The organism is Acinetobacter nosocomialis, assembly GCF_041021905.1.
GTDB classification, from domain to species: Bacteria; Pseudomonadota; Gammaproteobacteria; order Pseudomonadales; family Moraxellaceae; genus Acinetobacter; species Acinetobacter nosocomialis.
In genome coordinates, this window is record NZ_CP157432.1 from 203,126 (window position 1) to 224,436 (window position 21,311).

Here is a 21,311-nt window from a genome sequence, read left to right on the forward strand (position 1 = left end):
ATCTATGCAGTTCAAAATTATCGCAGCCCAAGATCTAGATAAAAATCAATGCAATCAAATTGCTGAATTGTGTTTTGCTGCTTTTGATGAAGATCCTTGGAGCCAATATGCTTTCATGCAAAAAGCATTTCATGTCGTGGGTATATTAGATGATCAAATTGTTTCACATGCCTTATGGACGGATAGAGTGTTTACTATAAATGGTAGCTTCGATGTAAAAACTGCTTATGTAGAGTATGTGACCACTGATTACACCATGAGAGGTAAGGGGCTTGCGTCACAATTATTAAAATATTTAGTTGAAGCATTAACGGACTTGGAATATGGACTTGCTGCATTACAACCTGAAGATGAAGCGTTTTATAAAAAATTAGGTTGGACTACTTGGTGGGGTGATTTGTACATCAAACAAGATACATCTACTTATCTAACCGATGACTATGAAATTATGCTATATCCTTTGAGTATCCATATGAAAGATCTACTCTCACACAGTTCAGAGGACGATAGTATTTGCGCAGAATGGCGAGAGGGTGAAGTTTGGTAGTTCTAATGATCTAATAAATTCATTTTTTTATTCTGTCTAAAATAGATGTAGCTGTCTTTTTTTCATATTACTTAACTTTTTCTACTTTCCTGTTTATTGGACAAGCCTATAATGATTCAGAATCATTCCAAATCTAATAAGGATATAACATGTCTACCGATCAGCAATTTCCAACTCCCAACAATTTAGGTATCGCGGTATATTCAAATAATGCCGAAGCCATTGGTAATACACCTTTAGTACGTATTAACCGTTTGATTAAACCGGGCGCAACCGTATTAGCAAAAGTGGAAAGCCGTAACCCTGCATTTTCTGTGAAATGCCGCATCGGAGCGGCACTTATTGCAGATGCAGAGAAACGTGGTGTATTAAAAGAAGGTATGCACATTGTTGAGCCAACCAGTGGTAATACTGGTATTGCATTGGCGTTTGTTGCTGCGGCAAAAGGATATCCAATAACTTTAACTATGCCTGCAAGTATGAGCCTTGAGCGTAGAAAAGTATTAAAAGCTTTAGGTGCTAATTTGGTATTAACTGAACCCGTAAAAGGAATGAAAGGTGCAGTTGATGAGGCTATACGATTAGCAACTGAACAGCCAGATCTTTATTTCTTGCCACAACAATTTGAAAACCCAGCGAATCCACAAATTCATGTAGACACAACTGGTCCTGAAATTTGGCAAGCTACAGGTGGGCAAGTCGATATTTTAGTTGCGGGCGTCGGTACAGGCGGTACGATTACAGGTATTTCTCGTTACTTTGAACAGGTTCAAAATAAACATTTGTATTCAGTAGCAGTTGAACCTGCTGAGTCTCCAATTATTACTCAAACCAAAAATGGTGAAAACATTACACCTGCACCACATAAAATTCAGGGAATTGGTGCGAACTTTATTCCAAAGAATCTTGATTTGGACCTTGTGGATGAAGTCTTACCAGTGAGTAGCGAAGAAGCAATTCAATGGGCGAGAAACTGTGCAACCCAAGAAGGTATTTTAGTGGGTATTTCAAGTGGCGCTGCCCTGGCTGCTGCTGCAAAAATTGCAGAACGTCCTGAAAATGCTGGTAAAACCATTGTTGTTATTCTGCCAGACAGTGGGGAGCGTTATTTGTCTTCTGTCTTATTTGAAGGTTTATTTGACGAATAAAATTAATCGCATAAAAAAGCCCATCCATTGATGGGCTTTTATTTAAGCTTATTTATAAGGCACTTTTTAAGTTTTTTTGATGGTGCTTAATAGATCGAGCATATTTTTTCGCTTTGTGGCGGGTCCAGAAGCTTCGATCATATCCTGTTGGCCCAACATTATAATAGGCCGTGGCTTTGAACCAGCTATCTGCTGTTTGATAGTAATGATTTAAAATATAAGCACCACATTGGATATTTGTAGATTCATCATACAAATTACCAGCACAAGTTTGTTGCCAATAGCTTGGAATAATTTGAGTTAGTCCCACAGCTCCAGTCGGAGATCGGGCATTACTATTGTAATTCGACTCTTGTCTAATAACTGCCGCGAGTAAAAGTGGAGGAACATTATATTTGTCAGCACTTTGAATAATCATTGGAGATAATCGATTGGCTGTACTCGGTGGAACGGAATAAGCTTTTTGTAAACCAGATGATAGCTTATTTGAACGCCAAGAAAATGAGCCACTATTGGGGCCTAAGCTTGTACATCCTGTCATTATGATCATCAAGAAAATTATGAAAAATTTCAGACTAAGGATGTGTAATTGTGATGGTTCAAAACGATTTTGGGTTAAAGATGGGGTAAGCAAAATACAAAACCAATAATGAAGTTTCAAATAAAATGATGGTATTTAGCCGTACTTATAGGATCAATGTTAGTTCTGTTGCTCAGCACATCTAAAAAGTAAGAATTTTGTATAATTGAAATGAAAAAACCCCGACATCCTGTCGAGGTTCCTTCGTATTCAGCTTTATGTAGCTAACTCCTGTCAACTACCGCTTCCTGCGTTCTTATTCTTCTTCAATGAGACATCCTGTCTCTCTATGATTCATATATTATGAAATAATACTAAAGCTGAATATCCGCAAATCACCGCAACTTTTGTACGTTTTAACTTACAGACGTACTTTTTTAACTTTCTTAAATACAAGGTCAACGAGTTTCTGAGCTATAGGGGCACAAATCAATACACTTGGGAAAGCCAGTATCCATGCAATAATCCAGGCTGATACCCATAATGAAACGAAGTGATGATTTAGTCCTACTACTTTAAAAGTTGAAATACCCGAAATGATAAATGACATCATCCCTGATAAAATTAAGAGGAATAAAAGTTTCTGTGCTTTCATGGGTTTATAGTCCTTGATAAGCATTCAAGGTTAATGCAAAATTTTCTCCAAATTGTTGAGCAGTTTTAATATCTCCTTCATCAAACCTATCGGCATTACTGCCGTGTTCCGCCTGAGCCATTAAGCCTGACCATGAACCAAGACGGTTGGCTGCTTGAGCATAAGGAATACCTTGGTGCTGCTCAGGCATAATCGGGTTACCAATCCATAACATGCCGTGTTGCATACAAAAGGTAAAAATCGAAATTAGTGTCGATTGTTTATCACCAGCGGGAAGAGAGGAAACGGTAAATCCAGCTGCAAGCTTTCCCTTAAAGTTCTGTTTTTTCCATAATGGGCCCGTTGCATCCATGAGTTGTTTTAACTTGGAAGATACACCTCCTAAATAAGTAGGAGATCCCCAAATTAAGCCGTCATATTGAATTAGGGTTTCTGGATTTTCGATAATATCTTCAGCATTAAGTAAATCTACTTCAATATCTTGATGGCTTAAAATACCAGTTTGAACTTGCTGAGCAATAAATTGGGTATGACCTTGGCGACTATAGTAAATAATGGCAACAGTTTTCATGAGTATTTTCCTCTTTATCTAAATTTGAAATATTTTTGCAGTGAGATATAAACCACAGCCAAAGACACTATGGTTCAGTAAGCTTTTTAAGCAGTTCATAAAAGGATGCAGTGTTTTTGACAAAGCAAAACCACTTCCCATGGCCGGTTGCATAATAAAAAAAGGAATAACAACGGTGACCACACCAAACAGTAGTGCTGAGTAAAACTGAGGATGAATGAGCCAATCTGAGCCGATAATGAGAAGAAAGCTCAATGCAAAGATAATCCCAACACTATAATGAGTAATCCAGCCCAATAAATATTCACCCTGAATTTGAGGGCTTTGAGCGATAGATTGATGGATGAGTTTTCCTTGAAATATCCAACCTACCCAGCGTCCGAGAAAGGAAAAATTTAAAGTCGGGATCTTAAATATTTTTAGTATTAACAGCCATATATCCATAATAACTGTTGCACCAACACCAAGACATAAAGCTTGAAAGAATAATGTGGAGGTATTCATTTTTTACACCTTGCTTTTATACGTATGAAACGTGATAAATTTATTGTGCAAGTTCAAGTTCACTTGAAGTCAAGAGGGTGTTATGGATATTGGTGAAGTTTCTAAGAAGGCAAAAGTCACAACAGCTACGCTACGTTTTTATGAAGAGAAGGGGTTAATTAAGTCGATTGGGCGGCAAGGTTTACGTCGGCAGTATGGTAAGCAGGTGCTTGATCAACTGGCACTTATTGCTTTAGGACGTGCTGCCGGATTTTCTTTAAATGAGATCGCTACTATGTTTGGACAAGATGGTCGGCCTGATCTTGACCGCCAAAAACTAAAAGATAAAGCTGAACAACTAGAGCAAATGGCAAAGCGATTACATTTTATTAGTCAAGGATTACAACATGCAGCTGTCTGTCCAGCCGAAAATCATATGGAATGCCCAACCTTTCAGAACTTTTTGAAAGCAGCAATTGCTGGAGAATATCAGCCAACAAAACTTTAATTTTTTTGATGAAGTTATTTAGTTTGTAACTGTATTGAATAGTTGGGTTTGTCATATATTCGCCATAAAGATTTCATCTTTTTGAAGCAAAAACTTCATATAAGCTTGATTAAATTTGCTTAATTTTTTACCAAATGTATAAAATCATGAGCAAAAAAACTTTAGTCGCATTATTATGCTGTGCCAGTTTAGGATTGACGGCATGTAATGATGATAACGATCAAGAACAAACTTCACCTGCAGAAAACGTTACCGAACCAACTTTAATTTCTTTTGCCAAATTGCCTGTAGAAACCTATGCTGCTGGCCCAGACTCTGGTGCATATGTAAAAGGTGCAAATGGAATTTATCCGCCATTTAAAGGCCAGCCTGTACAAGGTTTTTCGGCTGCATTAAAAAATGAAGATGGTAGCTATATGGCAATGGCCGATAATGGTTTTGGTACCCAAGATAATTCTTCTGACTTTTTGCTTCGTATTTATAAATTAAAACCTGATTTTAAAACTAAAGCCAAAGGTACAGGGCAAGTTACTGTACAAAGCTTTATTCAATTGCGTGATCCAAACAAGTTAATTCCTTTTAATATCGTGAATGGTAACACGCCTGAGCGTTTATTAACGGGTGCTGATTTTGACCCAGAGTCAATGCAACGTACTAGCGATGGCACTTATTGGATTGGGGATGAGTTTGGACCTTATTTACTTCATTTTTCAGCGGATGGTGTGTTATTAGATGCCCCAATTCCTTTACCAAATCCGTTAAATCCGACTCAAGAATTACGTTCACCACAAAATCAGTTTAATAAAGCACAAATTAATTTTGTAGAACCTCTAGTTCAGCAAAGTGGTGGTTTTGAAGGTATGGCAATTTCACCAGATGGGCAGTATCTTTACCCGCTTATAGAAAAGCCAATTAAATCAATTCGGGAAACGGAAAGACAATTACTGATTTCTCAATTCGATATTAAGAAAAAAGCCTATACAGGAAAATATTATTGGTTCCAGCTAGATAGTAAGGCAACCAACATTGGAGATTTCCAACTCTTTAATGATAAAGAAGGCATTATTATTGAGCGTGATGCAACTCAGAATAATTTAGGCGGCTATAAAAAATTAATTCGTATTAAATTGAATGAGTCAGGCCAGCTAGTAAGCCGTGAAGATTTAGTCGATTTAATTAAAATTGCTAACCCGAATATGTTGTATGGCACAGCTAGAGCGGGGGATATTGGTACGGGACAGGTGTTTGCTTTCCCGTTTGAAACCATTGAAGATGTGATTATTGAAAATGGTACAACGCTCACGGTACTAAATGACAATAACTTCCCTGGTTCAACAGGACGCAACGCAAAACTGGCTGATGATAACGAGATTATTCAAATTCGTTTACCAAAAGCTTTGTTCTAATGCCTATAAATAAATTGTGTTAAGACTACGGCGGATTTTATTCCGTCGTATTTATTCTGAGAATAAAAATATTGGATAAACTTTAATCAAATTAATTTCTATATTATTGTTTTCGTATGTTTTATAAACAAGGAAAATGAATGAAATTCATGTTAAAATGATCGGCTTTCATCTTTAGATGTCTCTCCTTCATCTGCTAGCCGAGATTCGCAAGCCATGTCTACCGCTTATACCATGCAAACTGCGCCAAAAGCGTTGTTTGATTACGACAAATATTGGGCGTCGTGTTTTGAACCAGCGCCATTTTTGCCGATGTCACGAGAAGAAATGGACCAACTCGGCTGGGATGCGTGTGACTTTATTTTAGTCTGTGGTGATGCTTATATTGACCACCCATCATTTGTGTCGGGTGTGATTGGGCGTGTACTTGAAGCACAAGGTTTCCGCGTCGGAATTATTGCGCAGCCCGACTGGACCAACGTTGAAAGCTTCCGCGTTTTAGGTAAGCCAACGATTGCTTGGGGTGTAACCGCAGGTAATATGGATTCGATGATTAACCGTTATACGGCAGATCGTAAAATCCGTTCGGATGATGCTTATTCCCCAAATAATGAACCAAATAAACGTCCTGACCGTGCTGCAACAGTATATTGCCAACGTTGTCGTGAAGCTTTCCCAGATGTACCAGTATTATTAGGTGGGATTGAGGGCAGTTTACGTCGTATCGCGCACTATGATTATTGGTCAGATAAAGTGCGTCGTTCAATTTTAATGGACTCAAAAGCCGATATGCTGATGTATGGTAATGGTGAACGTGCCATTATTGACGTAATGCACCGTTTGGCTAAAGGTGAAAAAATCCACGAGATTACAGATGTTCGTGGGACAGCATTTATTATTAATAAAAATAACAGAGCATCTAAAGCAAAATTTGTTGAAATTGCCAGTAATGACGTAGATACGATTGGGCGTGTTGATCCAATTATTAACCCTTATGTCATGACTGAAGATATTGATGGCTGTGAGGTTGAGAAAGAAAAAGGTAACTCTTTAGCTCAATATCAAAATTTCCAAAAAGAGATTGTTGCAAATCCGATTGTACGTGAAGGCGATAAACTAGATGACGACACTCAAATTGTTCAACTAAAGCCTGCGCAATCAAAAGCAATTAAACACAAATTACCACCACGAGAGTTGGCGGTCATTCGCTTACCTTCTTTTGAAGAAGTGGCAAATGATCAAGTGCTTTACGCGCATGCAAACCGTATTTTGCACCTTGAAACTAATCCGGGTAATGCCCGTGCATTGGTGCAACGTCATGGTGAACGTGATGTATGGATTAACCCACCTCCAATTCCTTTAACGACTGAGGAAATGGATTATGTGTTTGATTTACCTTATGCACGGTTGCCACATCCTACTTATGGTGATGCTCGTTTTCCTGCATTTGATATGATCAAATTCTCGGTCAACATTATGCGTGGCTGTTTTGGTGGTTGTACGTTCTGTTCAATTACAGAACATGAAGGTCGTATTATCCAAAACCGTTCGGAAGATTCGATCTTACGTGAGATTGAAAAAATCCGTGATACAGCACCAAACTTCACAGGTATTATTTCAGACTTAGGTGGCCCAACAGCAAACATGTACCGTTTGCACTGTAAAGATCCAGAAATTGAGAAGAACTGTCGTAAACCTTCTTGCGTTTATCCGGGCGTTTGTCAAAACTTGCATACCGATCATGCGCCATTAGTGCAGCTTTACCGTAAAGCGCGCGCAATTAAAGGTGTGAAGAAGATTCTGATTGGTTCAGGTTTACGTTATGACCTTGCAGTATTGAACCCTGAATATGTCAAAGAGTTGGTACAACATCACGTGGGTGGTTATTTAAAAATTGCTCCTGAACATACTGAGCAAGGCCCGCTATCTAAGATGATGAAACCGGGTATTGGTACGTATGATCGTTTTAAACAAATGTTTGACCGTTTCAGTAAAGAAGCAGGAAAAGAGCAATATCTAATTCCTTACTTTATTGCTGCGCATCCGGGTACTTCAGATTATGACATGATGCACCTTGCTATTTGGTTGAAAAAGAATGGTTTCCGTGCCGATCAGGTACAGACTTTCTATCCTTCACCAATGGCAACTGCAACAACGATGTATTATTCGGGTAAAAACCCGCTTGCTAAAGTCGCTCGCTATACTGAAAAAGTTGATATTGTAAAAGGTGAAAAACGCCGTCGTTTGCATAAAGCATTCTTACGTTACCATGATCCAAATAACTGGCCATTACTTCGTGAAGCCTTAAAAGAAATGGGCCGTGCCGATTTAATTGGTAATTCAAAGCAGCATTTAATTCCGACTTATCAGCCAAAAGGTACTGAAGGGGAATATAAATCTGCCCGTAAGAAAAATTCGTCTACAGCAGGTGACTCAGTTAAACGAAATAACCAGCAAACGAATAATCATTCAAATCACAAGCGTCCACAAAAAGGTCAGGTACTTACCCAACATACGGGTTTACCTCCTCGTGAAACAGGTGAGAAGAGACCATTTGGTGGCAAAAGTAAACCAAAATCCAAAGCTCGTGGATAATGATAAAAAAGGCTCTTAAACAGAGCCTTTTTTATTTTTGAAGAGGGGATTTAAATCGTATAGTGAGATTTTTGAGAATTTTTGACCTAAAAAATGTAATCAAAAATGATAAATTCTAAAAATCTGACGAACTGCACTTGATTGTTGCTGACTCTATGATTATAAATAATGTGAGGGTGGCTAAATTTAAGCCAAGCTTGATAACTACAAGTGAAATTACTAAGTGAACCTTTTAAAAAAACGGCTATGTCGTTATCAATTAAAACAAAGCGTGATCTAGCAAAATCATTATAAAAAACTTAAAGGATTGGACCCATGTACTATTTAATTACGATCTTATTACTCTTTTTGACTGTCGTGATGGCAGTGAAAAGTCTCTCAAGAAAGCACCAACAAGACAGTGCTTTAAAGCGCCGCGCCGTGTTAAGTAGTCATGAACAAATGACACTAACCCGCTTACAAACAGTACTGCCTAAATTTACTGTATTAGCTCATGTTTCATTTGATGCCTTATTAACGACTAAATATGCTCATACTCGCCGCAAATATCAGAATATGACGGCTGACTTTGTTGTACTTGATCAAAATTATCAGGTTTTTGTGGTGGTTATGCTTGAGGAAAATGGGCTACGTCGAGCACATCAGCAATATGAGCGCCGTTTATTACAACTTGCAGGGTATCGTGTACTTCGTTATAGCAGTGTGCCTGATTATCATGACTTAAGAAGAGATTTATTAACTCCTGAATCTGAGATGGCAACTTTACCTGCCACACCTCAGTTAGAGAGAATTTCAAATGCTTTCGTGAAGTCTTAAAAGTTATAACTAGGTGTTATAGCAATTTAATTTTAGGGCTCATTAAAGAAGATTTGAATAAAATGCTGAAATTAAAATTTCTAAAAACATAAAAAACTGAGCACTATCTTAATCAATATTGCTCAGTTTTTTTATTAATTAAAATCAAAGAGAATTAAGGAAGTACTGCAACGACAGTCATTTCTACCAGTACATCAGGTGCATAAAGTTTAGACTCCACACAAGTACGAGCAGGCGGATGCTCTTTGCTAATCCATGCATCCCATACAGCATTCATAGCCGCATAATCCGTTTCAATATCTTTTAGAAAAATCATGACAGAAAGAATATGACTCTTGTCCGTACCAGCTTCAGCAAGTAAGCGATCAATATTGTCTAAAGTTTGTTGGGTCTGTGCTGTAATGTCCACGCTGGTATCATCAGCGAGCTGTCCTGCTAAATGAACCAAATTACCCGAAATCGCCACTTCACAATATCTTGAAGTCACGTGTAAGCGTTTTACCGTCATAAAAATGCTCTAAAGTTTCTTTATGGAATAGCTCGATTTTATGAAGAGTTAGTAGGCAGGTGCAAGCAACTGCAAAAGAATTTGGGTAGATTATTGTTGTGATTTATAAGGATGGGCAAGCTCCATGTACTTTAAGTGCCCTGTAATATTCGGATTTGGTCGTCGCGCCAATCACAGGACGATATGCCAAAAATAAAGGTTGTTTTTGACATGTTGCAAATACATGGGTAATGAATATGCGCTGATTAGATTACTTCAAACTTTGAGCAAAAGGGAATAGATTTTGTTTAAAAGTTGTTCTTTTGTATAAAAAAACAACACTTACCATAATGACAACTGAAAGTCGTCAGCTTTGGTCTGTAATTGATAAACTCCAATACCAATCAGCCGAAATTGGAAGTTTTCAGGAATATGCATCTCATTTAAAAGTAAGAATAAAACTTGAATGAGGTCTTGTTGAGAATGAATTGGGTTCTTAAAACTTTTACTGTGTTGCAAAGTCTGGAAATTCTTAAGTTTGAGCTTAATATTTACACCACGAGCATTAAGTTGCTTTTTCTCTAAACTTTGCCAGACTTTTTCGGCTAGGCCATGCCAGTAGGGTTGGCACTGGGCTAAAGTAAAGTCACTATCAAATGTGGTTTCTTTTGAAATTTGCTGACGAGCACGTTCAGCTTGAACAGGGCGGTTGTCGATGCCTTGGGCATATAAATAAAGCTGTTGCCCATATTTACCAAAGTGGTGAACCAAAACAGCTTCTTCAATTTTTTGTAAGTCACCCAGCGTATGTAACTCAAGCTGTTGGAGTTTTTCTTGGGTAACTTTACCGACCCCCGGAATTTTTTTTAAGGGCAAGTCTTGAATGAAACTGGCCACCTGAGAGGGCTTTATAACAAACAGGCCATTCGGTTTATTCCAGTCGGACGCAACTTTTGCCAAGAATTTATTGGGTGCTACACCAGCCGAAGCTGTTAGTCCTGTTAGCCTGAAAATATCTTCTCGTATATGCATGGCCACTTCGGTGGCACTCGCGATTTGTTTTAAATTTTCAGTAACATCGAGGTAGGCTTCATCTAAAGATAAAGGTTCAATAAGAGTGGTGTATTGTTGAAAAATGCTATGAATTTGAGCCGAGATAGCACGATATTTTTCAAAATTAGGTTCAATAATAACAACGTGAGGACATAGTTTTCTTGCTTGGCTCATAGACATAGCAGAGCGTAAACCAAACTCACGAGCAGGATAAGAAGCTGCCGCAATAACAGCGCGCGGATGATGTGAAGATATAACGACGGGCAGATGCTTTAGATCAGGACGTTCTCGCAATTCGACCGATGCATAAAAGGCATCCATATCGATATGAATGATTTTGCGCATATTATTGTGCTTTCACGATGCCTTGCTGCTGTAAAAATTGGTGCCATTCTTTGACTGAACCCTCATAAACATTTAAGTCTACTGGCTTGGTCATACCTTCAATTTTACCTTGATTACTATGTTGCCAAAAGAGCCATTTTCTTTTGTCTTTAAGCTCAGGTTTTCCTTCGTAATCTCTGACCCACAGAGGTGTATTAGGGAAACTACCTATTAATACAATGTGATAAAAAGTTTTGGAAATATAAAAGATAGGCTGTTTACCATAATGCTGTTTTAAGCGGTCATGCATGATGCCTATTTCTTTAAGTAGTTGTTCTTTGGTGTGCGCATTAATACAGTTGCCGTCATATTCCAAATCAATAACAGGGGGAAGGGCATCGGTCTTGTTGGGCACAGTGGCTATAAAATTTTCAGCTTGTGTTTTACCATCACGGCATAAACGATAAAAATGATAAGCCCCGACATGAAATCCATGTTCGCGTGCTTTTAGCCAGTTTTCTTGAAATTTTGGGTCTTTATAATCACCGCCTTCAGTTGCTTTTAAATAAACAAATTGGAATTTTTTTGGGGATATTTTTTTCCAGTTGATATCTTCTTGATGATGAGAAATATCAAAGCCTTGAACAGGGTAATCTTGAGCGATTGCTTTTTGTTGGTAGAACAGACCAAAGTAAGTCAGAACCCCCATAACACAAGCTAAAACAATCCCAATTAGGGTATTGTAGCGTGGTGCAGAAAAGGTTTTTGCCAGCTTGGTCATGCAAAACTCAGTATTGATATTAAGCCCACATCATAGCGTGATTTAAGAAATATAAACCATGCTAAAAATGCAACTGCTTACACAGGTGTATTTTTTGGAATTTGCCAAAAGATAAGCGCAGTAATGACATTAATACACCCTAAACAAATAAGGGTGACATGGAACGCTGTTGTTACATGGGCTGTACCATAGTAATTGGTAAATACATTGATGAGTGTACCTGCTAGCGCAACACCAATACTCATTGAAAGCATCATAATCATTGATAAGAAACTATTCCCACTACTCGCATCTTGCTGAGGCAAATCTTTTAAGGTGAGCGTATTCATTCCTACGAATTGTAATGAGTTTAATGTACCAAATAAGAAGAAGTGTAAAGCTCTAAACCAAGTTGGGGTGTCGACAGTCATAATTGCAAAAGACGCAATACATAGTCCCACTAAAGTTGTGTTAATTAACAGAAAACGACGATAACCCAGTTTCTGAATGATCGGTCTAACAATCGGCTTGGAGAAAAGCGAGCCTAACACTAGCGGAATCATCATTAATCCCGCAATGAATGGCTCAAAACCAAAAGCGACCTGTAGCATGAGTGGTAAAACAAAAGGTAGGGCATTACCACCAAAGCGGGCGAAGAAATTACCTAAAATACCAATCGCATAAATTTTATTTCTAAAGAGACGGCTACGGAATAATGCATTTTGATGTGTATGTGAATGATAGGCATACCAAAGCGTTGCGATTACTCCCACCACTAACAGTGAAATACTGAACCATTTGGAGTATTCAGGCGAGGCAATATGTTCAATACCTAAAGACCAGCCAATCATTGCAACGACTAAGAGCACAAAACCAATAAGATCAAAGGATTTTACTGTAGGTTCTTTTACATTTGGCATGACTTTTAATGTCATTAATATACCGAGTATACCCATTGGAATATTAATAAGAAAAATCCAGTGCCATGTTGCAACTTCAACGAGCCAGCCTCCGAGTGTGGGACCTGCCAAAGGACCAAGTAAACCTGCCAGACTCATAAGGCTCATGGCAGCTAGGAACTGAGTTCGGGGAATAATTTTTAAAAGTGATAAACGACCAACGGGGAGTAATAATGCCCCCCCAACACCCTGAATGACACGGAAAAATAAAAGTTCATTAAGGCTTTGAGAAAGACCACAACCTAAAGATGCAAGCGTAAAAATAACAATTGCTGATAAAAACGTATTTCTAACACCAAAGCGGTCGGCCAACCATCCACTTAAAGGAATACAGGCCGCCACAGATAAAACATAAGCTACCACCACGCTATGCATACGTAATGGATCTTCATTTAAATGATGTGCCATTGCAGGAATAGCTGTATTTACAATTGTTGTATCTAATGCCTGCATAAAAAAGCCAATGGAAACCAAAAGAACCAATAGGCGATATTCAGGTTGCAAAGCTTGATGAGTCGGCGTGGCATTCATAACATTTGAAAATTAACGTTTTCGCTTAGTGTAAAACAAATTGAAAGTAAAAAGAGTAAGGCAATGTTGAGTACCCCTTTACTAAATCTAATTGCTTTTGAAGGCAATCGTGAAAATAGTTAAAACAAAAAAAGCGGAAGAACCGCTTTTTTATTGAGATAGGAGAGTTTACACAACAAATCTTTTTGGCATTTTTAAATTTTTAATGACGTTATAAATTTGATCGATTTCTTCACATACAATTAATTTAGCTCGATGCTGAAGAGGGAGGAAGCCTTCTTGTACAGCATGGTCTAACTGAGCAATTAATGCATTATAAAAACCATTTACGTTATATAAAATCATAGGTTTTTGATGCTGATTGAGTTGACCCCACGTCGCAATTTCCAAAATTTCTTCGAATGTTCCCAAACCACCAGGTAGTGCGATAAAAGCACTCGCACGCTCTGCCATCATGGCTTTACGTTCATGCATGGTTTCGACCACATGCAGTTCGGTCAATCCTGCATGAGCCACTTCATAATCAAGCATAAATTCAGGAATGACACCTACAGCTTCTCCACCATGCGCAAGTACGCTTTCTGCAACTTGTCCCATTAGACCAATGCTGGCACCGCCGTAGACCAAACCAAAACCTTGTTCAGCAATTCCGCTGGCTAATTCAATTGCCTTTTCGCGATAAATCGGGTTATTTCCTGCTCGTGAGCCACAATATAATGCAATAAGAGGTTGTGTTGTTTTTACAGATGTTATTGGTGAATCATTTACTGCCATTGTTAATACGCTATTCATTGCTTTATTTTCACCTTATCACGTTCATATTTCTTGTCTACACTAAGCAAAAAATATGACAACTTTATAAGCAGTTTTATAGGAAAGATTCATGTTTTGTATGGGTTTGGTGAATACATATAATGATCAAATAAAAATGATGAATTTATGTTAAATCTTGCCTATACTGAAAATTCGTTTAACAACATATGAACAAATATGGGTAGTGGTTGTAGTCGCTCCGTTTTAATTTCTTGTCCTAAAAAAACATTATTCCCCCTTTGTCTAGGCACGCCTGTTGTGTTGCCCAATAAAGATAAAATCCACCCAGCACAGGAGCAGGATCAATGATCTTTGAATGGATGTCTGATCCGTCTGCTTGGGTAGGCTTAGCTACATTAATTGTTCTTGAAATCGTACTAGGGATCGATAACCTCGTCTTTATTGCTATTTTGGCTGAAAAGTTACCGCCAGAACAACGTACTAAGGCACGTATAGTGGGTTTAATACTCGCTTTGGGAATGCGTCTTATTCTGTTAGCTTCAATTGCTTGGGTTGTGACACTCACCCAACCACTTTTCCATATTTTTGACCATCCATTCTCTGGCCGTGATTTGATCTTGTTATTCGGTGGTGTGTTCTTGTTATTTAAAGGCACCATGGAATTGCATGAGCGCATGGAAGGTAAACAGCTTCATAAAGAAGATAATCCAGTTCATGCTGCGTTCTGGATGGTGATTGTCCAGATTGTAGTGCTTGATGCCGTATTCTCACTAGACAGCGTAATTACTGCTGTAGGTATGGTCAAAGAGCTTTCAATCATGATGGTTGCTGTTGTGATTGCTGTGGGTATTATGCTGTGGGCTTCAAGACCACTCATGGACTTTGTAAATAAGCACCCAACAGTCGTTATTCTGTGTCTTGGCTTCTTAATGATGATTGGTTTCTCGTTGGTGGTGGAAGGTTTTGGTTTCCATATTCCGAAGGGTTACTTATATGCTGCGATTGGTTTCTCGATTTTAGTTGAAATGATCAACCAAACCATGCGTCGCAATCAAGAAAAGCTAGTGACGACTACAGATTTACGTTATCGCACAGCTTCTGCGGTTTTACGTATGTTAGGCAGTAAAAATAGCGGTTCTACTTCAGATGCCCAAACGGCTGATAAAGAAGATGTATTGGCTACTCAAGCTTTTGCCGATGAAGTCTTTGATGAAGAAAATGGTGCTTACCATAGTGTGCTTGTACAAGGCGTACTTGGGTTATCTGAACGCCCAGTAAAGTCGGTGATGACTCCACGACCTGAGCTTGAATGGATTGACTTAGATGATGAACCAGAAGTTTTGAAAGAACGTTTAATGTCGATGACACATTCACGTTTAATTGTTGCTCGTGGTGAACTTGATAATATTGAAGGTATCGCGCTTACGCATAAAGTTCTAAATGGCTTCATTGAAACAGGCGTTGTTGATTTTCAAAAGTACTTACGTGAGCCAGTCATTGTGCATGAAAATGCTCAAGTGCTTATGGTGATGGAACAATTACGTCAGGCTCCTTTGCAAATGGCGATTGTTCTAAATGAATATGGTTCAATTGAAGGTATTGCGACACCAATTGATATTTTAGAAGCAATTGCTGGTGAGTTCCCTGATGAAGATGAACTAGATGCAGCAGCTGAAAGCTTAGAAGATGGTTCTTTAATACTTGAAGGTTCAACCGATATTCGTCATGTATCGCTTTTACTCGGTCGTGATTTGGTAGATGAAAGTGAACAGTACTCTACTTTATCGGGTTATTTGTTATTCCATTTAGGTCGCTTACCTGAAAATGGTGAAACTGTTGAAGCGGATGGTTATCGCTTTGAAGTTGTAACCATGGAAGGCCACAAGATCGAGAAAGTTCATATTGTTTCTATCGAACAAGATGAATCGAAAGATTAAATTGCGTGTCAGATTTAGAAACATCATAAAATAGCTCAACTTTGAGCTATTTTTTATTTGAGAAGTATCGAATGACCCAACAAACTTGTCCATGCGGAAAAGGTAGCTATGCAGAATGTTGTGAGCCTTTACATTTAGGCACAGCAAAAGCACTCACCGCAGAGCAGCTTATGCGTTCGCGTTATAGCGCATTTGCATTGCAGCAAATCGATTATATTGTGCAAACGACGGCTTTAGGTCAGCAAGCTGTTCTTGATAAAGAGGGGATTGCCGAATGGAGCAAACAGAATCAATGGCTCGGTTTAGAAGTCATACAGGCCAAAGAAAAATTAGACAAAACTCATGCACAGGTCGAGTTTAAGGCTCATTATCACGATGGAAAAAGTGCTCAAATCCATCATGAAGTTTCACATTTTGTATATCACCAGCAGCAATGGTTTTTTCTTGATCCAACGGTCGATATGCAGGTCACCATGAAACAACCGTGTATCTGTGGTTCAGGAAAAAAATTTAAGCAATGCTGTGCACAATTCCTATAACTTTATCTTAAAATACGCCCACCGTTTGGCCTGAGGGAAAGGGCAATGTTACTCACCGTTATTTATATTATTGCGATTACTGCCGAAGCCATGACTGGTGCATTGTCTGCTGGACGACGGAGTATGGACTGGTTCGGTGTTGTACTGATTGCCTGTGTGACGGCCTTGGGTGGTGGTTCTGTACGTGATGTACTACTTGGACACTATCCTTTAACGTGGGTAAAGCACCCTGAATATTTAGTTTTAACGTGTTGTGCTGCTTTTGTTACCATCATCATTGCTAAGTGGATGCGCCATTTACATAACATTTTCTTGGTGCTTGATGCTTTAGGTTTGATTGGATTTACCATTATTGGTTGCCAGATTGCCTTACAAATGGGACATGGCTTTGTCGTGTCGGCTGTAGCAGGCGTTTTAACGGGAGTTTCAGGTGGTATTTTACGTGACATCTTATGTAACGATGTCCCGTTTGTTTTCCGCCGTGAGCTCTATGCAAGTATTTCTTTTGTTGCCGTTATTTGCTATTGGGTCTGTCTAGACTTAGGTTTAAGTCTAGAACTTACTGTTATTTCAACCTTGGTATTTGGTTTTACGCTTCGTTTAATTGCCATTTATTTTGGTTTGGAAATGCCTAAATTTATTTATAAAGATGATGATGCAGAGTCGGCTTCTTCAACCGACGAACATTAATCATGCAGAACTTCATGTGGGCATGATATAACAATTCTATATATGGTCTTGTCCACTTATTCTTTCCAGTAGAGTTGTTCCTATGGATCTGGTTTCACGTATACAAAATCTTCCAATTGGCAAATTTCACTACACGCTTTTATGGGTAGTGGGCTTAGGTTGGATGTTTGATGCGATGGATACCGGTATTATCGCTTTTATTATGACGACCCTTGTTAAAGACTGGTCATTAACACCAGTTGAAAGTGGCTGGATTGTCAGTATTGGCTTTGTGGGAATGGCCATAGGAGCAGTTTGTTCTGGTGCCTTAGCAGATCGTTTTGGCCGAAAAACTGTATTTGCGATGACTATGGCCATCTATAGTATTGCGACTGCGTTATGTGCTTTTGCTCCAGATCTGAAGTGGCTATTAATTTTTCGTTTTATTGTGGGACTAGGGCTAGGTGGACAGTTACCTGTAGCAGTTACATTGGTCAGTGAATATGTTCCTGCTCATGTTCGTGGACGGTTTATTGTTCTGCTTGAAAGCTTTTGGGGATTAGGCTGGCTGGTTGCTGCGCTCATTTCTTATTTTATTATTCCTAAATTTGGCTGGCATATTGCCTTTCTTGTGGGAGGTCTTCCACTGATTTATATTTTAGTGATTTGGAAAAAAGTCCCTGAGTCGATACCGTATCTAATTAACCGTGGTCGTATTGAAGAAGCGCATGCACTTGTACAAAAACTAGAAGCTAAAGCAGGTGTGCAAATTGTTCACCATATTGAAGTCGTACCTGTAGCCATGCGACAAAAAGTTTCATTTAAACAGCTCTGGAGTGGCCAATTTGCTCGCAGAAGTCTAATGCTCTGGCTGATCTGGTTTGGTATTGTTTATTCCTATTACGGCATCTTTACGTGGTTGCCGAGTTTATTGGTGAAACAAGGTTACGACGTTGTCAAATCATTTGAATATGTATTGCTTATGATTTTGGCGCAGTTACCAGGCTACTTGGCGGCCGCGTGGTTTGTTGAACGGTTAGGTCGAAAAATCACACTTGCTGCATTTATCGGTTTTTGTGCTTTGTCGGCATATTTCTTTGGACAAGCCGACACTGTAAATAGCATTATGTTTTGGGGCTGTCTCATGTCATTCTTTAATTTGGGTGCATGGGGAGTGTTATATACCTACACACCAGAACAATATCCAGCCAACATTCGGGCCTTTGGTTCGGGGTGGGCATCGGCAATGGGGCGTATCGGTGGAATTGTTGCGCCAATGGTCGTGACACATATGATGGTCGCCAAAAACGGGTTTAATCACGTTTTTATGATGTTTACTGTTGTTTTACTTGCTGTGGCCTTAGTTATTTTGGTATTAGGTGAAGAGACTCAAGGTAAAAGGTTAGAGTCGATCGGGCTATAGTTTTTGCCTAACTTTATAGCAAGTAACTAAAAATATAGAGAGATAAGACACAATTTGACGCTCAGGTGACAGAGTCCCTCTTGTGTCTGTAACATAGCCCACTTAGCATAATACACACTTAAAATAACGACTGATTTGGAAGATAAGCTGACTATGACCAGCCTTGCGCATCATGCGACAGAAAACCGCTCTGTAGCCGAATTTACTGAACAGGCTTACTTGAATTATGCCATGTACGTCATTATGGACCGTGCATTGCCGCATATCAGTGATGGCTTAAAGCCTGTACAGCGCCGTATTGTCTATGCTATGAGCGAACTAGGCTTAAAAAATAGTGGTAAGCCTAAAAAATCAGCGCGTACAGTGGGTGATGTACTGGGTAAATACCATCCACATGGTGACTCGGCTTGTTATGAAGCCATGGTCTTAATGGCCCAGCCATTTAGCTATCGCTATCCTTTAATTGAAGGTCAGGGGAACTGGGGTTCGCCAGATGATCCTAAGTCTTTTGCTGCGATGCGTTATACCGAAGCCAAACTCTCGGCTTATAGTGAATTATTGCTGAGCGAATTAGGTCAGGGCACTAGCGAATGGCAAGATAACTTTGATGGTTCGTTAAAAGAACCGATCACTTTACCTGCACGTGTACCTAATATTCTTCTCAATGGTACAACTGGTATTGCTGTGGGTATGGCCACCGATATTCCACCGCATAATTTGCGTGAAGTGGTAAAAGGAACGATTGCCTTAATCCGTAATCCACAAACCTCAGATGAAAAATTAGCTGAATATATTCCGGCTCCAGACTTACCAACCAAAGCTGAAATTATTACTCCGCCAGAAGAGTTACTTAAAATCCAGACGACTGGTCGTGGTAGCTACCGCATGAGAGCGGTTTATTCTGTTGAAAAGCATGAAATTGTGATTACTGAGCTGCCATATCAAGTATCTGGCTCTAAGGTGATTACTCAAATTGCTGACCAGATGCAGGCTAAAAAGCTGCCATTGGTCGTTGATGTGCGTGATGAGTCGGATCATGAAAACCCGACACGACTCGTGATTGTGCTGCGTTCTAACCGTATTGATGCGGAAGCAGTGATGAGTCACTTATTTGCGACCACCGATTTAGAATCAAGCTATCGTGTCAATTTAAATATGATTGGCGAAGATGGCCGCCCTCAAGTTAAATCGATTCGCCGTATTTTACTGGAATGGATTGAGATCCGTAAAAAAACGGTAACTCGTCGTTTGCAGTATCATTTAAACCGTATTGAAAAGCGCCTGCATATTTTGGCAGGTCTTTTAATTGCTTATCTCGATATTGATACAGTCATTCGTATTATTCGTGAAGAAGATCAGCCTAAACCAGTGTTGATGGAACACTTCAATATTGATGAGATACAGGCTGAAGCAATTTTAGAGCTTAAATTACGTCATTTGGCAAAACTTGAAGAGATGGAAATCCGTCATGAACAAGATGAGCTTTCGGCGAAAGCTGCCATTATTCGTGAACAACTCGAAAATCCTGAATCTCTAAAAAATCTGATTATTGGTGAACTAAAAGAAGATGCGAAAAAGTTCGGTGATGAGCGCCGTTCTCCAATTGTCGCACGTGCTGAAGCGGTTCAAATTAAAGAACAGGATTTAATGCCAGCCGAAACGGTAACAGTTGTGTTGTCTGAAGCTGGCTGGGTCCGTGCGGCAAAAGGTGCAGATGTTGATGCTGAAAATCTGAACTACCGCGCAGGGGACCAATATTTAAGTCATGCTGTCGGTAAAACCAATCAGCGAGTTTATTTCCTTGATGAAACAGGGCGTAGTTATGCCTTACCGATTAGTAATTTACCTTCAGCCAGAGGCTTGGGGGATCCATTAAGTTCTAAGCTTTCTCCAGCAAGTGGTGTATCGTTTATTCAGGTTTATTTAGATGATGATGAGTCTGAATTGATTGCTGCAAGTTCCGCAGGTTACGGTTTTAAAACTCAAACTAAGCAATTAGATACCACTGCGAAAGCCGGTAAGACATTTTTAACGGTACCAGAGAAGTCAAAAGCTCTACCACTCATTTCTGCCCAAAATATGACGCATTTGGCTGTACTGAGCTCAGCAGGGCGTTTGTTAATTTTAGATTTGGCCGAGCTGCCAAATTTAAATAAAGGTAAAGGTAATAAGTTGATACAACTTGAAGCCAAAGAGCAAATTTTATCCATGACAACCCTGAACTTAGATGAAATAATTCAGGTGGTTGCAGGTCAACAACATCTCAAATTAAAAGGTGATGATCTACAAAAATACATGGGTAAACGTGCTTCGAAAGGTCAGCTCTTACCACGTGGATATCAAAAAGCAAATAAACTGTTGATTCAGAGATAAAGCTAGCGTCTGGCAACATAAATACGCTATATATGGCAACAAGTTCAAGCAGTGAACTGAACTTGTTGGTATGGAATAATGATTAAAAGGGCAGCAATTTGGAGTACATAATTTGTACTCCATGCAAAAAATTTGGCAGGGTCAAATTGTCAAAACTTCTGTCTCATAATCTTGTTCGAAAGTGTCATGAATGTGCCAATAAGTTTTAAATATGTTCTGGCACCAAGAAGCTA

20 protein-coding genes are annotated in these 21,311 nt (G+C 39.1%); 11 read left to right on the forward strand and 9 right to left on the reverse strand.

The features are described from left to right. Positions 1-4 precede the first annotated feature (4 nt). Positions 5-547, forward strand: a complete 543-nt coding sequence (locus ABLC00_RS00970) for a GNAT family N-acetyltransferase (RefSeq protein ID WP_033846884.1) — start codon at positions 5-7, stop codon at positions 545-547. 149 nt (positions 548-696) lie between these two features. Then, positions 697-1,695: a cysteine synthase A gene (gene cysK / locus ABLC00_RS00975; RefSeq protein ID WP_348941162.1), complete on the forward strand. Its 999-nt coding sequence runs from the start codon at positions 697-699 to the stop codon at positions 1,693-1,695. A gap of 52 nt (positions 1,696-1,747) precedes the next feature. Here cysK and ABLC00_RS00980 read toward each other — a convergent pair whose 3' ends face one another. From ABLC00_RS00980 to ABLC00_RS00995, 4 genes are all read right to left on the reverse strand, one after another. Next, positions 1,748-2,356 (reverse strand): lytic transglycosylase domain-containing protein, encoded by a 609-nt coding sequence (locus tag ABLC00_RS00980; protein ID WP_080972778.1) that lies wholly within the window; start codon positions 2,354-2,356, stop codon positions 1,748-1,750. A 280-nt stretch (positions 2,357-2,636) separates the two neighbouring features. Beyond that, a complete protein-coding gene (locus tag ABLC00_RS00985; protein WP_033846942.1) occupies positions 2,637-2,870 on the reverse strand; it encodes a DUF2798 domain-containing protein in 234 nt (77 codons plus the stop codon). Between the two features lie 4 nt (positions 2,871-2,874). Next, positions 2,875-3,441: a flavodoxin family protein gene (locus ABLC00_RS00990; RefSeq protein WP_033854507.1), complete on the reverse strand. Its 567-nt coding sequence runs from the start codon at positions 3,439-3,441 to the stop codon at positions 2,875-2,877. An 18-nt stretch (positions 3,442-3,459) separates the two neighbouring features. Then, complete coding sequence (locus ABLC00_RS00995) at positions 3,460-3,945, reverse strand: DUF2938 domain-containing protein (protein WP_033846888.1); 486 nt, start codon at positions 3,943-3,945, stop codon at positions 3,460-3,462. 82 nt (positions 3,946-4,027) lie between these two features. On the opposite strand from ABLC00_RS00995, the gene ABLC00_RS01000 reads away from it, so the two are divergent. The 4 genes from ABLC00_RS01000 to ABLC00_RS01015 all read left to right on the forward strand — a co-directional run bounded on the left by ABLC00_RS01000 (position 4,028) and on the right by ABLC00_RS01015 (position 9,249). After that, positions 4,028-4,432, forward strand: coding sequence for a helix-turn-helix domain-containing protein (locus ABLC00_RS01000; protein ID WP_022575122.1), 405 nt, complete (start codon positions 4,028-4,030; stop codon positions 4,430-4,432). Between the two features lie 146 nt (positions 4,433-4,578). Further along, the gene (locus tag ABLC00_RS01005) at positions 4,579-5,838 is read left to right on the forward strand and encodes an esterase-like activity of phytase family protein (RefSeq protein WP_009505540.1); all 1,260 of its coding nucleotides are present in this window, start codon (positions 4,579-4,581) and stop codon (positions 5,836-5,838) included. Positions 5,839-6,054: 216 nt separating this feature from the next. Continuing rightward, positions 6,055-8,433, forward strand: a complete 2,379-nt coding sequence (locus ABLC00_RS01010) for a YgiQ family radical SAM protein (protein ID WP_032027428.1) — start codon at positions 6,055-6,057, stop codon at positions 8,431-8,433. A 315-nt stretch (positions 8,434-8,748) separates the two neighbouring features. Beyond that, complete coding sequence (locus ABLC00_RS01015; RefSeq protein ID WP_002048972.1) at positions 8,749-9,249, forward strand: DUF2726 domain-containing protein; 501 nt, start codon at positions 8,749-8,751, stop codon at positions 9,247-9,249. A gap of 154 nt (positions 9,250-9,403) precedes the next feature. Here the strand turns inward: ABLC00_RS01015 and ABLC00_RS01020 are convergent, their stop codons facing one another. From ABLC00_RS01020 to ABLC00_RS01040, 5 genes are all read right to left on the reverse strand, one after another. After that, positions 9,404-9,757, reverse strand: a complete 354-nt coding sequence (locus tag ABLC00_RS01020; protein WP_004711002.1) for a RidA family protein — start codon at positions 9,755-9,757, stop codon at positions 9,404-9,406. 321 nt (positions 9,758-10,078) lie between these two features. Further along, positions 10,079-11,134, reverse strand: a complete 1,056-nt coding sequence (dinB, locus tag ABLC00_RS01025) for a DNA polymerase IV (protein ID WP_004883696.1) — start codon at positions 11,132-11,134, stop codon at positions 10,079-10,081. Between the two features lies 1 nt (position 11,135). After that, a complete protein-coding gene (locus ABLC00_RS01030) occupies positions 11,136-11,894 on the reverse strand; it encodes a GH25 family lysozyme (RefSeq protein WP_017393524.1) in 759 nt (252 codons plus the stop codon). 77 nt (positions 11,895-11,971) lie between these two features. Next, complete coding sequence (mdtD, locus tag ABLC00_RS01035; RefSeq protein ID WP_006581192.1) at positions 11,972-13,363, reverse strand: multidrug transporter subunit MdtD; 1,392 nt, start codon at positions 13,361-13,363, stop codon at positions 11,972-11,974. Between the two features lie 168 nt (positions 13,364-13,531). Further along, positions 13,532-14,155 carry a TIGR00730 family Rossman fold protein gene (locus ABLC00_RS01040; protein ID WP_001089658.1) on the reverse strand — a complete coding sequence of 208 codons (624 nt, stop codon included), beginning with the start codon at positions 14,153-14,155 and terminating at the stop codon, positions 13,532-13,534. Between the two features lie 326 nt (positions 14,156-14,481). Here ABLC00_RS01040 and ABLC00_RS01045 point away from each other — a divergent pair, with 326 nt between their 5' ends. The 5 genes from ABLC00_RS01045 (at position 14,482) to parC (ending at position 21,078) form a co-directional block, all read left to right on the forward strand. Beyond that, positions 14,482-16,074 (forward strand): TerC family protein, encoded by a 1,593-nt coding sequence (locus tag ABLC00_RS01045; protein WP_004710994.1) that lies wholly within the window; start codon positions 14,482-14,484, stop codon positions 16,072-16,074. 71 nt (positions 16,075-16,145) lie between these two features. After that, positions 16,146-16,613, forward strand: coding sequence for a YchJ family protein (locus ABLC00_RS01050; protein WP_033846890.1), 468 nt, complete (start codon positions 16,146-16,148; stop codon positions 16,611-16,613). A gap of 45 nt (positions 16,614-16,658) precedes the next feature. After that, positions 16,659-17,303 carry a trimeric intracellular cation channel family protein gene (locus ABLC00_RS01055; protein ID WP_002048969.1) on the forward strand — a complete coding sequence of 215 codons (645 nt, stop codon included), beginning with the start codon at positions 16,659-16,661 and terminating at the stop codon, positions 17,301-17,303. Positions 17,304-17,385: 82 nt separating this feature from the next. Beyond that, positions 17,386-18,705, forward strand: coding sequence for an MFS transporter (locus ABLC00_RS01060; RefSeq protein WP_033854508.1), 1,320 nt, complete (start codon positions 17,386-17,388; stop codon positions 18,703-18,705). 153 nt (positions 18,706-18,858) lie between these two features. After that, positions 18,859-21,078 carry a DNA topoisomerase IV subunit A gene (gene parC, locus ABLC00_RS01065; protein ID WP_033854509.1) on the forward strand — a complete coding sequence of 740 codons (2,220 nt, stop codon included), beginning with the start codon at positions 18,859-18,861 and terminating at the stop codon, positions 21,076-21,078. Positions 21,079-21,311 lie beyond the last annotated feature (233 nt).

What these genes read in the sequence shown, in the direction of transcription:
- ABLC00_RS00970 (WP_033846884.1), top strand. Translation starts at nt 5, where the DNA reads ATGCAGTTCAAAATTATCGCAGCCCAAGATCTAGATAAAAATCAATGC.
- cysK (WP_348941162.1), top strand. Translation starts at nt 697, where the DNA reads ATGTCTACCGATCAGCAATTTCCAACTCCCAACAATTTAGGTATCGCG.
- ABLC00_RS00985 (WP_033846942.1), bottom strand. Translation starts at nt 2,870, where the DNA reads ATGAAAGCACAGAAACTTTTATTCCTCTTAATTTTATCAGGGATGATG.
- ABLC00_RS00990 (WP_033854507.1), bottom strand. Translation starts at nt 3,441, where the DNA reads ATGAAAACTGTTGCCATTATTTACTATAGTCGCCAAGGTCATACCCAA.
- ABLC00_RS00995 (WP_033846888.1), bottom strand. Translation starts at nt 3,945, where the DNA reads ATGAATACCTCCACATTATTCTTTCAAGCTTTATGTCTTGGTGTTGGT.
- ABLC00_RS01000 (WP_022575122.1), top strand. Translation starts at nt 4,028, where the DNA reads ATGGATATTGGTGAAGTTTCTAAGAAGGCAAAAGTCACAACAGCTACG.
- ABLC00_RS01005 (WP_009505540.1), top strand. Translation starts at nt 4,579, where the DNA reads ATGAGCAAAAAAACTTTAGTCGCATTATTATGCTGTGCCAGTTTAGGA.
- ABLC00_RS01010 (WP_032027428.1), top strand. Translation starts at nt 6,055, where the DNA reads ATGTCTACCGCTTATACCATGCAAACTGCGCCAAAAGCGTTGTTTGAT.
- ABLC00_RS01015 (WP_002048972.1), top strand. Translation starts at nt 8,749, where the DNA reads ATGTACTATTTAATTACGATCTTATTACTCTTTTTGACTGTCGTGATG.
- ABLC00_RS01020 (WP_004711002.1), bottom strand. Translation starts at nt 9,757, where the DNA reads ATGACGGTAAAACGCTTACACGTGACTTCAAGATATTGTGAAGTGGCG.
- dinB (WP_004883696.1), bottom strand. Translation starts at nt 11,134, where the DNA reads ATGCGCAAAATCATTCATATCGATATGGATGCCTTTTATGCATCGGTC.
- ABLC00_RS01030 (WP_017393524.1), bottom strand. Translation starts at nt 11,894, where the DNA reads ATGACCAAGCTGGCAAAAACCTTTTCTGCACCACGCTACAATACCCTA.
- mdtD (WP_006581192.1), bottom strand. Translation starts at nt 13,363, where the DNA reads ATGAATGCCACGCCGACTCATCAAGCTTTGCAACCTGAATATCGCCTA.
- ABLC00_RS01040 (WP_001089658.1), bottom strand. Translation starts at nt 14,155, where the DNA reads ATGAATAGCGTATTAACAATGGCAGTAAATGATTCACCAATAACATCT.
- ABLC00_RS01045 (WP_004710994.1), top strand. Translation starts at nt 14,482, where the DNA reads ATGATCTTTGAATGGATGTCTGATCCGTCTGCTTGGGTAGGCTTAGCT.
- ABLC00_RS01050 (WP_033846890.1), top strand. Translation starts at nt 16,146, where the DNA reads ATGACCCAACAAACTTGTCCATGCGGAAAAGGTAGCTATGCAGAATGT.
- ABLC00_RS01055 (WP_002048969.1), top strand. Translation starts at nt 16,659, where the DNA reads ATGTTACTCACCGTTATTTATATTATTGCGATTACTGCCGAAGCCATG.
- ABLC00_RS01060 (WP_033854508.1), top strand. Translation starts at nt 17,386, where the DNA reads ATGGATCTGGTTTCACGTATACAAAATCTTCCAATTGGCAAATTTCAC.
- parC (WP_033854509.1), top strand. Translation starts at nt 18,859, where the DNA reads ATGACCAGCCTTGCGCATCATGCGACAGAAAACCGCTCTGTAGCCGAA.